General features: G+C 63.5%; 7 protein-coding genes and 1 pseudogene. All 8 read right to left on the bottom strand.

Annotated features, from left to right (window positions below):
* Positions 1 to 271: 271 nt before the first annotated feature.
* A complete protein-coding gene (locus EYV96_RS16160; protein ID WP_131152606.1) occupies positions 272 to 2,557 on the bottom strand; it encodes a TonB-dependent receptor in 2,286 nt (761 codons plus the stop codon).
* Between the two features lie 251 nt (positions 2,558 to 2,808).
* The gene (locus tag EYV96_RS16155) at positions 2,809 to 4,140 is read right to left on the bottom strand and encodes an alkaline phosphatase family protein (RefSeq protein WP_131152605.1); all 1,332 of its coding nucleotides are present in this window, start codon (positions 4,138 to 4,140) and stop codon (positions 2,809 to 2,811) included.
* An 86-nt stretch (positions 4,141 to 4,226) separates the two neighbouring features.
* The gene (locus tag EYV96_RS16150; RefSeq protein ID WP_131152851.1) at positions 4,227 to 5,273 is read right to left on the bottom strand and encodes a glycerophosphodiester phosphodiesterase; all 1,047 of its coding nucleotides are present in this window, start codon (positions 5,271 to 5,273) and stop codon (positions 4,227 to 4,229) included.
* A gap of 138 nt (positions 5,274 to 5,411) precedes the next feature.
* Positions 5,412 to 5,678: pseudogene (locus tag EYV96_RS18860) on the bottom strand (TonB-dependent receptor); the annotation flags it as partial.
* Between the two features lie 216 nt (positions 5,679 to 5,894).
* Positions 5,895 to 7,643, bottom strand: coding sequence for an alkaline phosphatase (locus EYV96_RS16140; RefSeq protein ID WP_131152604.1), 1,749 nt, complete (start codon positions 7,641 to 7,643; stop codon positions 5,895 to 5,897).
* 160 nt (positions 7,644 to 7,803) lie between these two features.
* Positions 7,804 to 10,128: a family 20 glycosylhydrolase gene (locus EYV96_RS16135; protein WP_240732625.1), complete on the bottom strand. Its 2,325-nt coding sequence runs from the start codon at positions 10,126 to 10,128 to the stop codon at positions 7,804 to 7,806.
* 150 nt (positions 10,129 to 10,278) lie between these two features.
* Positions 10,279 to 13,038 (bottom strand): TonB-dependent receptor, encoded by a 2,760-nt coding sequence (locus EYV96_RS16130; RefSeq protein WP_131152603.1) that lies wholly within the window; start codon positions 13,036 to 13,038, stop codon positions 10,279 to 10,281.
* Positions 13,039 to 13,152: 114 nt separating this feature from the next.
* Positions 13,153 to 14,235, bottom strand: coding sequence for a glucokinase (glk, locus tag EYV96_RS16125; protein ID WP_131152602.1), 1,083 nt, complete (start codon positions 14,233 to 14,235; stop codon positions 13,153 to 13,155).
* Positions 14,236 to 14,343 lie beyond the last annotated feature (108 nt).

The following is a 14,343-nucleotide window of genomic DNA, read 5'->3' as shown; positions in this document are numbered from 1 at the left end:
TTGGGCTGGCTAGATCATAGGTGTGGCCGGGCCGCGGCGGGGAAAGATTCGATGCTGCAAACGCAAATGGGGGACCCTCCCCGGGATCAATGCCCCTTCCATTTTCGTCATTCCGGCGCAGGCCGGAATCCAGTGAAAAAAGGTGTGCGAAGCACTCTGACTAAAGTGGGAGTGCTGCCCACGACGTACTTCACTGGATTCCGGCCTGCGCCGGAATGACGGCCCCTTGGAGAGACGACGCGACTTAATCCCCCCAGTCGCGCCCCACCCCTTAAAACTTGAACGTCGCCGTCAACATCGCCGTCCGCGGCGCACCCACCTGCAGCGTCGCGAACTGCCCCTGCGGATCAGCCGCGATGAAACCGTTCGTGCCGATGGAGCCGAAGTACTTCTTGTCCGCGATATTGGTGATGTTGAGTGCCACCGTCAGATCGCGCACGTACCCCAGCTTGCCAAAGCTGTAAGCGGCCGCCGCATTGAACAACCAGTACGACGGCACCGACGCGTCGTTGGTGTACGTGTAATAGCGCTTGCCCGTGTAGTTGGCCGAGGCGCGCAGATCCCACGGACCCGACACCCACGCCAGCTCGCTGAAGAACAGCTGCCTGGGGCTGTCGACCACAGTCTTGCCCTTGGTCGGCACCACGGTGTTGCCGTCCTGGTAATCGTCGTCATAGCGCGAGCGGTTGTAGGACAAGGAGTTGTTCCAGCGCAGCTCGGAGGCGAGGCGGAAGTTGAGCGCAAGCTCCGCGCCGCGGCTCGTCACCGAACCGACGTTTGCATAGGCACTGGGACAGCCAACGATGCCGCTGCACTGCGAGATCACCAGCAAACGGTTGTCGAACTTCACGTCATACAGCGCGAGCGACGCCTCGTAAAAATCGCTCACCGCGCGCATGCCACCTTCAAACGTACGTGACTCTTCCGGCTTGAGCTTGCGACCGAAGGTATCGAACGCCACCTGGGTCGTGGCCAGCGGACCGGTAATGCCGGCCTGGAAGGCGGCGATGTTCTGGGCATACGAACCGAAGATCTCAAAGCCGCCGCCTAACTGGTAACTGGCACCCACCTGCGGCAGGAAATCCTTCTTCGCCGTCAGCTCGCCATTCGCATAGCTGTTGGGCTTGCCGAACGTGGCCGTGCCCGGCAACGTCGTCGCCTTCACCTTGGTATCGGGTGACTTGAAGCCGATGTCGATGCCCAGGCGGTCATCCAGGAAATGCATGCTGTCCTGGATGTAATACTGCTGCGTCGTGGTGTTGTAGTGCTGATAGAACAGGCGGATGTCCGGATGACTGAGAAACTTGCGGTCATCCACCGGCCCGCTGATGAAGTAGTAGTTGCGCTGCACGTTGTGGTTGCTGTCCTCGTACCAGACGCCCGCCTCCAGATGGTGCGCGCCGATGTCCCAGTTGAGCGCCGCCGTCACGCCGCCGCGATCGATGCCGTATTCAGTGGTGCGGATGGAGATCGGCACTTCCTGCGGCGTACCCGGGAACGAGGCCTGGTACGGCGTGAACCAGTGACCCTGGCCGCGATCGTTGTGGTAGTACGTGGTGGCCTTCAGGCGCAGGCCTTCGGCGAGCGCAAAGTCCCCGAACAGGCTTGCCACCGTATCTCGCCGCACGCCGCGGCCGGCGTAGTAAGCGTCGTCGGCATTGGTCACGCCGCCCGTGTAGATGCCCTTGGCGGCGTTCACCGCGCGATTCCAGTCCGGCGCGTAGTTGTCCCAGTTCCAGCCAAGGCGATGCAGCATGTCGAGCGAGAGATCCTGGTAATCGGTCTCATCGCGATCGGACGTCGTGATCAATGCACCCACGCGGCTTTCGCCGATGTCATACGTCGCCTTGATGTTGAACTGCATCTGCTCCTGCGCGCCGTCACCCTTCCACTTGTCGACCGTGGAATAGGCGCCGGACATGTACATGGCAAAGCCGTTGACGTTGCCGGTATCCAGGCGCGCGTACGTGCGGCGCGCCGCGTCGGTGCCGAAGCTCTGGCCAAAGGTAAAACCGTAGTCGGGCGTCGGGTCCGACGAGTAGAACTGCACCGTGCCGCCGAGGTCACTCGTCGATGCGGTACCCAGCGCACCGATGCCTTCGGCCAGTTCGGCGCTGCCCAGGTTCTCGGCAATCAAGGCGCGACTGATGTGCAGGCCGTTGTTGTTGCCGTAGCTCATGTCACCCAGCGGAATGCCGTCCAGCGTAAAACCCAGTCGGTTCTGATTGAAGCCGCGCAGGCTGAAGCGCGTCGACCACTCGTAGTTGCCAAACGGGTCGGAGGACTCGAAGTGCACGCCGGGCTTGCTGGCCAGCACTTTGAGTGCGCTGGTGCCGGGCGGAAGGATCTTTACGTCTTCCACCGTAATGCGCTGGACCTGGCGCGTTTCGCCCTGGCCGATGACCGAAACGGTATCCAGCGTCTTGGCCTTGTCCGTCGACGCGTCCGCCGTCGGTGTGTTGTCGTCGCCGTCGGCGGCAAACGCATGGCCGTGAAGTACGGCGAACAAGGCAAGGGTCATGGCGGTAAGGCGAGCCGGGTGCTTTCGAACTGACATGCGTGCGATTCCTTTTTGCGCAGCCGTCCCCCTGGCGGGGAGCCACGTCGTCGAGTGAATGGGTTCGTCGACGGCTGCCCCCTGGAGCCTCGCCTCCGGTCTTGCGCGCTATGTGCAAGGCCGGATGCAGATCACCTTCAGCCGTACGCAAAAGCATGGAAGCGTTCTGTGAAGCGCGATTTACATCGACATGTCATCGCCGCGCGAAAAGTGAAACCGTTCGCGCACAACTGCAACGAAACCGAAAGTGTTTACGGCGCGATGAGTGGATGACTGCGAGCTTGCGTGAGGCTGACGCCCATCCAGCTGGCGAGCGTCGGCGCGATGTCGCGCATGTCGATCACGCCAAGGTCGCGGCCTTCGGGCACGCCCTTGCCCAGCATCATGAAGACCGAACGCATCGCCGGTTCGCTGGGATCGTATCCGTGCATGCCATGAACCGGGCTGTCCGAGGGCACGGGTGCGTTGATGCGTCCCGTGGCCTCGTAGCCGGGCTTGAGCGTAATGAACCACGTTGCCTGTGACGTACCGCCCTTCGCCACGAGCGCATCCTTGTCGAGCACGCGGGCAATACCGTAGTCGGGGTTGTTTCGAATGTCATCGAGGATGGCGCCCACGCGCGCCTTCACGGCTTCGTCGCTGGGATCGCGCAGCACGATCGCCGCACTGCCGCCGTCGTTCCACGGCACCACTTTCCAGTCGGCGATCTGGCCGTCCTTCACGGTGATGAGGCCGACCTTGATGAAAGGCGCGTACAAGTTGACGTCGTGCTTGACCGGGAGAAAGCCATGGTCGGATACCACGGCGACGACACCATCAGGGTGCACTCGCTGCGCCGCTTCCACGAGTTCGCCGACCAGGCGATCGAGTTGCTCCAGCGTACGGCGTGCTGCCTCGCTGTCAGGGCCATTCGCATGCTCCTGATGATCGAGCGAAGCGAAGTACGTTGTCATGAAATCCGGATGATGCTCTTCGAGCAGGCGAACGGCGAAGCGGGCGCGATTGGCGTCCGCTTCGATGCTTTCATCCACGCCATCGGCATAGGGCCCGAGCTCGCGTTCCATCGGCGCGAGCAACCCGGGCGTCGACAGGGCGGCGAGGAGCTTGCGGTCGTCCGGCGTGCCGGCACGCCAGATCTGCGGGAGGTTCCAGTCGATATTCGCACCGACGCTCACCGGCCAGTGCACGTTGCCCGTGGTCAATCCCGCCGCATGCGCGGCATCCCACAACGTTGGCACGCGAATGTCACTCGCGTACCACGCCCAGCCTTCCTGATTTTCGTTGATGGGATCGAAGGTGAAGTTGCCGCCGATGCCATGCACGTTGGGCGACACACCGGTGATCAGCGTGGTGTGGCTCGGATAGGTAAGCGTGGGGAGCACGCCCTGCACGCCGGCGGCATAGCTTCCTTCTTTCACGAAACGCGACAGGTTGGGCAAGTGCATGCCGCGTTGCCGTGCTTCGAGTACATCGCCGGGCCGCAGGCCGTCGATGGAAATCAGCAGGACCGGCACGGCCTGCGCGGTGCCGAGTGAAGCGACCGCGAGCATGGCGAGAGCGGCACAGCGGGGCAGGAATCGCATGGGATCACCGTCAGGCTGGAGGCGCCGCTAGTGGACGCCTGCGCAGTTGCATCGCGGTGACAGTGGTACATCAGCTATGCGACACCTCAGCGCTGGTCGACAGCTTTGCGGCCGAGCGCAGGATCATCCGTGAAGAACGCGTCGATCCCGGCATCCAGATAGGCGCGGATTTCGGCAACCGAACCGTCTTCATTGAACGCCTTCGGATCGCTGCCCTTCCAAAAGTTCTTCGCCTGGAAATAGTTCTCCGGGCGGAAGGTGTACGGATGCAGTTCCAGCTTCGCTGCGTGGGCATCGCGAACGAGCGCCGTCGGCTGCCCGAGGCCGCCATCGGCTTTCAGCGGAATGATGGCGCGGATGTTGGGACCGATGGCGTCTGCATACGTGGCGATGTCGCGCAGGCCAGCCGGCTTCACCATGTCGGCGTAGGTGAGCTTGCCCTTGGCCACCACGACGTCGTACGGCTGCTCCTTGCCATCGTCCAACAGCTGCAACAGGCGGATGTTGGGATGGCTCTTGCCAAGCTTGCCGCGCAGGTAACGCAGATTGGCGATTTCGAAGGACTGGATTTCCACCGGCGCGCTGCGCGTGTAAGCGTGGGCGTCGAGGATAGCCAGCACGCGATCTTCCATGGCAAGCCCGTGTGCCTGGAAGTACGTGCCGTGCTTGATCTCCGGAATGAGACCGATGGTGCGGCCGCGCGCCGCCGACTCAGCGGCAGTGAAATCGATGATTTCCTCCAGCGTCGGAACCTGGAACTGGCCGTCGTACTTTGTCCCCCTGAGCTCCGGGAGACGCTCGCGTGCGCGCAGGGTCTTGAGCTCGTCGAGCGTGAAGTCCTCGGTGAACCAGCCTGTGACCGCGTGCCCATCGATGGTTTTTGTGGTTTTGCGACTGGCGAATTCCGGATGGCTCGCTACGTCGGTCGTGCCACCGATCTCGTTTTCATGGCGAGCGACGGGTACACCGTCCTTCGTCATGACCAGGTCCGGCTCGATGAAATCCGCGCCGTCGTTGATCGCCTTGGCATACGACGCCAGCGTGTGTTCGGGCCGCAGCGCACTGGCACCGCGATGGCCGATGACCAGCACCTTGGCGGCGATGGGTTTTTCCATGGCGTAGGCACTGGGCATCAGGGCCAGACTCAGGGCGAGGACGACGACAGAGCTTAGCGGTTTCATCCGAGCGATTCCTTCGTTTTGGCATGGCGGTGGACCGCCCTGCCCGTGCGATCAGAACTTCACGTCCAGCGTGACAAAGGCCTGGAGCGGGGCGCCAAAGGCGTCGTTCGACTGCACGTCGACGCCGGGCATGCGGTTGAGGACTTTCTGAATGCTCGTGCCGGCCGGAAGCGCCAGCGTATCGGCCGGGGTCACGCGCTGAACCTGGCGCGTTTCACCCTGGCCAATTACCGAGACGCCTTCGAGGTTCTTCGCCGCATCCGGCTTCGCGCTGGCATCGGCCACCGGCGTGTAGAGATCGTTCGCCAGGACCAACGGCGGAAGCGAGGCCAGCGCCGCGGCCATGGCCATGGCCATGGCCACGACGAGCATGTTCCGGTTCATCATGAGTGCCAGTCCAAGGGGGATGTGTCACCGACGTGCGCCGGTCATCCGTCCATCGTGGCGTTATCACGTGTCGCTTCTTTGACACTAGCGTTGCGCGAATGTCGTATGCGATGTCAATCACACAAACGCGTGAATGAACCGCTTTCGCGGAGCTGACGTGCATCAGCCCCGCGCGCGCCATGTGCCTTACTTCGCTTTCACCTGATCGAGCCACGCCTGATAGGTCGGACGATCCACCGGCACGCCTTCGGAATTGCAGCTGCCGAGCTTGCACAGTTCGCCGCGCAACAGAGGACTGTGCTGCACGATGATGTGATAGATGGCGTTCTGCTCGATCTCACCGTGGAAAGCGGCAGCGCCGGGGCCCGTGGCGAAGATCGCCACGTCTTCGCCACCGTGCGATTCGGCCTTGAGCGGGACGATCGATTCCTGCATGTAATTCGGGTCCTGCGTGTTGACCTTGGCCAGGTCAGGACGACCCTTCTCGATGTGCGAATAGCTGCCGGGGCTGTGCGGATACTTCTTTGGACCTTCCGGCTGGCGATCGCTTGCGCCGGTATAGCCCGGGCCATTGGCGAAGCCGAGCGTCGTGTAGGGCTTGCCCGCGGCATCACGCGCCATGCCGGCACCGCCTTCTTCGTCGTAGCTGTCGGTGTGGCCGCGCACGAGGTCGAGGATGCCGTTGCCGCGCTTGGGGTAACCGGCAAACGTCAGCGTGTGGGCGTGGTCGGCGGTGACGACGATCAGCGTGTTGTCCGGATCGGTATGCGCCAGCGCGGCAGCCACGGCGTCGGACAGGGAGTCGGTTTCGTCGAGCGCGCGGAACGCGTTACCCGCATGCAGCGCGTGATCGATGCGACCGCCTTCGACCATCAGGAAGAAGCCGTTGGGATTCTGCTTGAGCACTTCGATCGCGGCGGTGGTCATTTCCGCAAGGCTCGGCTCGCCGGCCTTGTCTTTGGCGCGCTCGTGTTCGAAGTTCATGTGCGACGGTTCGAACAGGCCCAGCAGGCGCGGGGTGCGCGACAGATCCAGCGACTTCAGCTGCTGCGCGTTCCACACATAGGCGCCACCCGGGTGTTTGGCCTTCCATTCGCCGATCAGGTCGCGACCGTCGAGGCGCTGGCCCACCTTGTTGGCGTACTCGGGATCTTCGGCGCCTGCGGGCATGAACTCCGTGCGTCCACCGCCCATGGCAACCGTCAGGCCGTTCGCCGAGGGGAAGTCCACCAGCTGGGCGGCAAAATCCTTGCAACCCTGTGCCCTGGCTTCGGGCGTGAGTTCCGCGTCGACTTCCCAGTTGCGCTCCGGAAGATGCCCATACGTGGCGGCCGGCGTCGCATGCGTGATGCGCGTGGTGGTGACCGCACCGGTACTCATGCCCGCCGCAGCGGCCAGCTCCAGCGTGCTGACCAGTTCCTGGCCGCGGGTGGCCGCGCAATCCTGTCGACGCGGCACCTGCGATACGCCGATAAAGCCGCCTCGCGTCTTCACGCCGCTCATGATCGCGGTCATGGTGCCGGCGGAATCGGGCGTCTGCTGGTCGGTTTCGTACGTGCGGCTGAGTGCACTGAAGGGGAATTGCTCGAAGCTCAGGCGATAGCTTTCACCATCCACGCCGCGCTTCTGGCCGGCATAGACGTGCGAGGCGGCGATGGTCGGAATGCTCATGCCGTCGCCGAGGAAGACGATAACATTCTTCGCCTTCTGGCCCCGGGTGTTGGCCTGCGCGGCCGACTTGGCTGCCTGCGCCGCGCCGTTGCGGAACCACCACTGCGGCGTCTCGCCGTCCGGGCGCTTGATCTGCGGCACGTCGATCGCCGCATGGTTTGCCGCGGATGTCGCGGGCGTCACCGCCTGGCTGGCGCACGCGCTCAACAGCGCGGCGGTGGCCACTGCAAGTCCTTGACGCGTCAGCGCCTTCAAATGACTCATCCTTCGGATCCCTTTTCGTCAGCTTCGTGTCAGTGAACGGGGGATCATAGCGGGATCGCATGACGCGAGTCGCCCGCGACACGGTTCTCAGGCGGAATATGAACGCGCAGGTGGTTGATCGCAGCGATGAAATTCGCCGCGATCAACGGCCCTGGGCGCTTTACTTCGCAGCTTGCGGAATCACGCTGACCTGGGCGATGCCGTATAGCGGACCGGAGATGGGGCCGGTAAAGGCCAGGCACAGGTCGTGGACGCCCGTCGTGGCCGGCAACGTGGCCGTCAACGGAATGCGGCGCCCGCTTGCCTTCGGATCGGGCAAAGGCATGCTCGCCAGCACCGGGCCGTCGCAGGTGTCCTTGTGGATGACGAGCTCGCCGAAGGCCGTTTGCGCCGGACGCTCCACCACCAGCTTCTGCTCATGCGCCAGCGAGTAGTTCCGCTCCAGTCGCACCGCATCGACATGGATGCTGCGCACGCCGTCGAGTCGCGCCTGCGGATACATCTGGCAGTTGTCGAACAGATTCACCGCGTAAGTTGGCGACAGACTGGTGGCATCGGGCGTGGGCTGCACGCGCAGGCGGAAGTTGTTCCCGGGGCAATTCGGCATCTCGCCGCTGAGTCGCGTGGCCAGATGAGCGATATCGATCGCCTGCGCACGTTCTCCCGCCAGCGGCTGGCCCTGGGCATCGAACGCGACCGCGCGCACGATCGCCGGCAGGGTTACTTCAAACGGCTGGTCGTAGCGCGGCGAATCCAGCTTTGGCGCGGTGTTGTTCGTCGTGTAGTGCAGCTCACCGAACTTTGCCTGGTTGTTCAGGCTCACCGTTGCCTTGCCGCTGACGATAGCCTCGTTGCGATCGAGCACGATGTTCGCGGCGAACGCGCTGTCGGCGTACTTCACGCCGTCCGCGCGATAGCGCGCCAGCTGTGTGGGCAGGCGCTGCAGGAAACCGTTCCAGTCCTGCTTCGCCGGGGGTGACCACAACACCTCGGACAGCGCATCCAGGCGCGGGAAGATCGCGTGCTGGCGATGCGCTGCCGTCGGCATGTGTTCGGCCCAGACGTTGGCCTGCGCGCCGATCACGCGTGCCGCCTGCTTCGGCGTCAGTTCGGAAGGCACGGGATCGAAGTGATAGATCGACGAGAGGTCGCGCACCGGCATGCGCCCGGTGGTTTCATCCGCGCGATCGCTCTGCATCTGGTCGAGATAGAGATCCGGCGCGGGCGACGACACAACGTCGTGCCCCTTCTGCGCCGCTTCTACGGCGCCCTTGAGGCCACGCCACGACATCACCGTGGCGCTGGCCGGCACGTTGCCAGCGAGGATTTCGTCCCAGCCGATCATGCGACGACCATGCGACTGAAGATAGCGGCCAAGACGCGCCATGAACCAGCCTTGCAGGGCTTCTTCGTCTTTCAGGCCAAGCGATTTGATCTTCGCCTGCACGGCGGGCGACGCTTCCCACTGATCCTTGACCGCTTCATCGCCACCGAGGTGGATGTAACGCGAGGGAAACAGCGCCATCACTTCATCAAGCACGTTCTGGATGAAAGTGAAGGTGTGGTCGTCGACGTTGTACAGATACGTGTTGACGCCCCAGTCGACGGACACCGGCGGTTGCTTGCCGGTGACGCCCAGCTCCGGATACGACGCTACGGCGGCCTGGGCATGGCCGGGCATGTCGATCTCGGGAACGATGGTGATGTTGCGCTCCGCCGCATACGCGACCATCGCGCGAATCTCGTCCTGCGTGTAGAAACCACCGTATCGCGTGGGCGCACCGTCTTCGCCGGCATCCGGCGGCGTGCGCCAGGCGCCGATCTCAGTGAGCTTCGGATAGCGCTTGATTTCGATGCGCCAGCCCTGGTCGTCGCTCAGGTGCCAGTGCAGCGTGTTGAGCTTGTGCATCGCCATCTGGTCGATGATCGAGTGCATTTCGTCGATAGTCTGCATATGGCGGACCGAATCAATCATGAGGCCGCGCCATCGGAATCGCGGGCGATCCTCGATGCGCACGCCTGGAACGCTCACCGCGCCCTGTGCGCCATCATCGGGCGTCATCAGCTGCAGCAGCGTCACGCTGCCGTAGAAAAGTCCGCGCGACGTCGCGGCGGTGACGTTCGCGCCGTCCTTGTCAACGAGCAGCCGATAGCCCTCGTCGCCAAGCTTGAGTTTGGGATCGATGGCGAACTGAATCGTTGCGCCCGAAGGCGATTCCGACACGTGCAGGCCGCGTTCGCTCGCAAGGCGATCGGCGAACTGCTTTGCGACCTTCGCGACGCCGGCCTGTTGGGCATCGAAGCGCAGCGCCGTCCCTTCGGGAAACAGCACCTGCGCCTGCGAACGCTCGACCTTCGCCGGCATCGGCATCAACGGCAGCGGCTTTGTCGCGTCTTCCGCGGTGGCCAGGCCGGTCATGCTGCACAGTGCCAGCGCCAGCAAAGCGACTGACCAACGACTTCCCTGCTTCACGATCATCTTCATCTCTCCATCATTACGGCCCGGGGCACCGCGACACCATAGCGCCTCCCGGGTCCATGGCTCACCCAAAAAAAAGGGCCCGATCAAACCATCATCGGGCCCGCTGGGGAGTCCGCGGGCCTTCCCGGCCCGCGGCGTGCTTCAGTTAAAGCGTCAGAGGTTGAAATGCGCGGTCAGCATGTAACGACGACCGGTCGTGTACTTGTTGAGCGGCATGTCCTTCGTGCCCAGGTACTGGACGTAGGTGGTGTTGGTCAGGTTCATGCCGTCGAGCGTGAACGAGATGTTGTCATTGAGCTTGTAGCCCAGCGACGCACCGAGGTCCTTGTACGTGCCCGTGGTGGCCGGCGGCGCACCGGCGATGTAACCGCCGGCGAGGTAGGCACTACGCCAGTTCCAGGTCAGGCGGGCGCTGAACGGACCCTTCTCGTAGTACGGGCTCAGCGAGTACGAGTTCTTCGAGCTGTACGGCAGGGCGCCGCCGCTGTCGAGCTTCGCATCGGCGTAGGTGTAGTTGGCCACTGCACCGAAACCGGTATCGGCGAACGGCTGCTGGTACGACAGGCTCACGCCCTTCACCTTGCCGCCACCGACGTCACGCGGACGGCTGATGTTGTAGCCGCAGAAGCCGTTGGCCGTGCACTGGCCGTTGGCGACGAGACGGGCAAACGTCGCCGGGTCGTTGTCGTGCGCCGAGTTGTAGTGCTGCTCGACGGCGGAGTCGATGAAGATGTAGCTGCCGATGTCCTTGTAGAAGCCGGTCAACGCCAGCACCGACTGCGGAGCGAAGTACCACTCAGCCGCCAGCGAGAAGTTGTTCGACTTGTACGGATCGAGATTCGGGTTGCCGCCCGAGCCGGTGAGCACCGAGTCGTTGAGGAACAGGTTGTTCACCTGCATGTTGTACGGCGCGCGGGCGATGACCTTGGCGGCGGCGCCGCGCAGTACCAGTTCATCGGTGACGTCATACGACATGTTCAACGACGGCAGGAAGTCGTTGTGCGTGTTGGAGGCGGTCTGCCACCAGCCGGCCGGCGGCGGAAGGATCGGTACGCCGCTGAAGTTGTAGCCGGAACCATCGGTCACCGTGTGGACGTAACGGCCACCGATGTTGCCGCGGAACGGACCCGAGCCGAAGTCGAGCTGCACATACGCAGCCGTGGTCTTTTCCGTGATCTTCCAGGTGCCGTTGAGGTACGAGCCCGGATCGTCATTGCCACCGTTGGTGCTGCGCACCCAGTTCCACTCGGCGTTCGAGTTCGGCTGGACGTGGCTGGCGGCATCGGACCACATGCCATCGAAGCCGCCGAGCGTGTCGGTGTAACCCCAGGTGCCGAGAGCGGCCAGGTTGGTCGGTGCATTCGGACCGTAGACATGCTGCACCATGCTTTCATCGTGCTTGCTGTAGCGCGCGCCGACGAGCAGGGTGTTGAAGAAGCTGTCGAAGTCCTTGGTGAAGTCGAGCTGGGCGTACTGGTCCTTGGCGCTCGCGTTGAACACGCCGTAGTTGCCCGGCCAGCCGCCGAGGCCCGCCACGTCACCGATATGCCAGTTGGCCGGATCGCGCGCCAGGTTCGGGCTGTCGAACTTGAAGCCCTTGTTGATATCCCAGGTGTAGCCACCGCCGTACACCGGCTCCATGGCGACCTGCGACATGTCGTTGTTGTCGGCCTTGCTGTAACCGATGGCGCCGCCAATGGTCCAGCCGTCACCGCGATAGGTGCTCTTGAGGTCGAGCGCGGTGGTCTTGACGATCGACTTGCGGACGTTGGAATCGAACGTGCCCTGGGCGATGTCCGGGCAGGTCGGATCGTCGACGCTGCCGCACACGTGGCCGCCCGTGATGATGCCGTTGGCGCCGCCCTTACCCTGGTTGAAGCTGGTGATCTGGTTCACCGTGGCATGGGTGAACGGATACAGCGACTGGTTCCAGTTGTTGAAGTTTTCGCGCACGTACAGGCTGTTGAAATCGATATCCCAATTGCTGGTGGGATGGATCTGCATGCCCAGTGTCGCGGTGTCGCGCTTGCGCGTCTGCTGGAAGTACGCGGAGTTGATTTCATCCGGCACCAGCGCATTCGGGCTCAGCGTGCCGTTGGCAATGCCGGCGGCGATCGCCGGGCTGCCGGCGTAATCGGAGACCGGGTGGTAGTTGAAGATTTCGATGCCCTGGCGATCGATCTTCTCTTCGAAGTGACCGAGCGAGGCGATGATGCCGAAGGTCTTGGCGTCGTTGTGCCAGCTGTAGAGAGCCGACGCGGCCGGGCGCTGCTTACTTGCCTGGTCGTTGTAGTTCAGGCCGAACGAACCACGAATGGTGTTGGCCGGCAGGTCCAGCGGCTGCAGGGTGTGCATCAGCACGGTACCGCCCAGGCTGCCTTCGATCAGGCGGGCTTCGGGGCTCTTGTAGATCTCAAGGCGACCGACCAGCTCGGGAGCGAGCATGGTGTAGTCAAAGCCGCGGTTCGGCTGGGCGCCGTACTGCCACGGCGTCTGTGCGACCGGCTGGCCATTGAGGAACGTCAGGTTGAGGCTGGGATCGGTGCCGTCGATGCTGACGCGATCGCCCTGGCCGAACTGACGGTCGATGGTGACGCCCGGAATCAGCGCCATCGCTTCGGCGACGTTGGTGTTCGGGAACTTGCCGATGTCTTCGGCGGTAACCGCTTCGACGACGGCGTCAGCGTTGCGCTTGGTGTCCAGCGACTGCTGGAGGCTGGCGCGGATGCCGGTGACGGTCACGCCCTGCAGGTCGGTGGTCTGCTTATCGCCACCGGCCTGGTTGGGGTTCTTGGCAGGCTTCTGGTTGCCCTGCTGCTGGGTGGTCTGCGTGCTGTCCTGGGCGAAGGCCGCGCCGGAGATACACAGACTGGCCACGATACTGATGGCGAGTAGCTTCTTGCGATGTGACATGATTGTCCTCCCCTCAAAGGAAAAACGTTGTTGCGGATGACTCGGCGCGCCGTCCGCGGTGGAGTTGCTGCACTCAGGCTCTTCGCCCGTTCCGATGTGTCGACTGCTTGGGTATTACTGTCCTGCGATTTCCTGCGCGGAGTGGGGTCGGCCATCCAGGTAAAGGCCGGCGGCACCGATCACCCCGAGTTGCCCGTGGTCCATCAAGCGAACTGAAACCTGCTGCAAGAAAGGGCGCATCACGCCCTTGTTGAAGAAGCGCTGCCGGAACGTGCTGGCCAGCAACACTTCACGAATCTGCGGCAGGATGCCGCCGGCGAGGAACACGCCACCGCGTGCGCCATACAGCAGCGTGAGATCACCCACGAAGCTGCCCAGCAGGCCGCAGAAAACTTCCAGTGCTTCCACCGCCGCTTCGTCGCTGTAGTCGAGCGCAGCGCGCGTCACGTCGCTTGGACGTGTCTTGCTTGCCGCCGTGCCGCGCAGCGTGGAAATGGCGCGATACAGGTTGAGCAGGCCGGGCCCCGACAGCGCGTGTTCGAACGACACGTACGGACGATCCTTGGCCAGCAGGCGAAGGATCTCGATCTCGCGCTCGTTGCCGGGAGAAAGTGCGATCTGGCCGGCTTCGGTGGCGAGCACCGAGGCGTGCGGCTTGCCCGGCAACAGCACGGCCGAACCCAGGCCCGTGCCCGGCCCCATGACCAGCACCGGACCTTCGCCACCGGGCGCTTCGGCTTCGATCACCGGTGTGGTATCGGCCTTGGCCAGGAACTGGGTGGCGTAGGCCACCGCTTCGAAATCGTTGATCACCGCCAGCTGGTTGATGCCCAGGCTGTCGCGGATGTCACGGATGGACACCGGCCACGGCAGGTTGTCGTTGACGATCGAATCGCCCAGGACATAGCCCGCACTGGCGACCGCGCACTGATCGACGTGCACGCTGGTACCCAGCTGGCTGACGAAATCCTTGAGCACCGCGGTGAGGCTGGGCCATTCGGCGCAGGCGTAGCGGTGGTACTGGAGAACGGTGACCGGGCGCGTCCCGTCGGGACGGTCGCTGACCAGGCCGATGCGGGCATGGGTACCGCCGACGTCGGCCGCAAGAAAGGGCGCCCCTGGAAGGGTGCTCTTAAGCGCGCCGCCTTGGTTGCCCAGTTCCGCCACGTCCTTCCCCTCGGTGTGGACACCCGTCATGCGGGTGTCACGTGTCTGTCAACAACCCCAATGTCGGCCGGAGTCTGGTAACGGATGACAACGTTGTCAACAGGACTTTTTTCCGAGTTCGTAACATCTCATTTCGCA

This window comes from Dyella terrae (assembly GCF_004322705.1).
GTDB classification, from domain to species: Bacteria; Pseudomonadota; Gammaproteobacteria; order Xanthomonadales; family Rhodanobacteraceae; genus Dyella_D; species Dyella_D terrae.
The sequence above is the reverse complement of the archived record's forward strand: the minus strand, read 5'-3'. Positions and strand labels throughout refer to the sequence as shown.

Excerpts from the sequence above, each read along its gene's own strand:
- EYV96_RS16160 (WP_131152606.1), bottom strand. The coding sequence starts at position 2,557 with ATGTCAGTTCGAAAGCACCCGGCTCGCCTTACCGCCATGACCCTTGCC.
- EYV96_RS16150 (WP_131152851.1), bottom strand. The coding sequence starts at position 5,273 with ATGCCCAGTGCCTACGCCATGGAAAAACCCATCGCCGCCAAGGTGCTG.
- EYV96_RS16140 (WP_131152604.1), bottom strand. The coding sequence starts at position 7,643 with ATGAGTCATTTGAAGGCGCTGACGCGTCAAGGACTTGCAGTGGCCACC.
- glk (WP_131152602.1), bottom strand. The coding sequence starts at position 14,235 with ATGACGGGTGTCCACACCGAGGGGAAGGACGTGGCGGAACTGGGCAAC.
- EYV96_RS16130 (WP_131152603.1), bottom strand. The coding sequence starts at position 13,038 with ATGTCACATCGCAAGAAGCTACTCGCCATCAGTATCGTGGCCAGTCTG.
- EYV96_RS16135 (WP_240732625.1), bottom strand. The coding sequence starts at position 10,128 with ATGAAGATGATCGTGAAGCAGGGAAGTCGTTGGTCAGTCGCTTTGCTG.
- EYV96_RS16155 (WP_131152605.1), bottom strand. The coding sequence starts at position 4,140 with ATGCGATTCCTGCCCCGCTGTGCCGCTCTCGCCATGCTCGCGGTCGCT.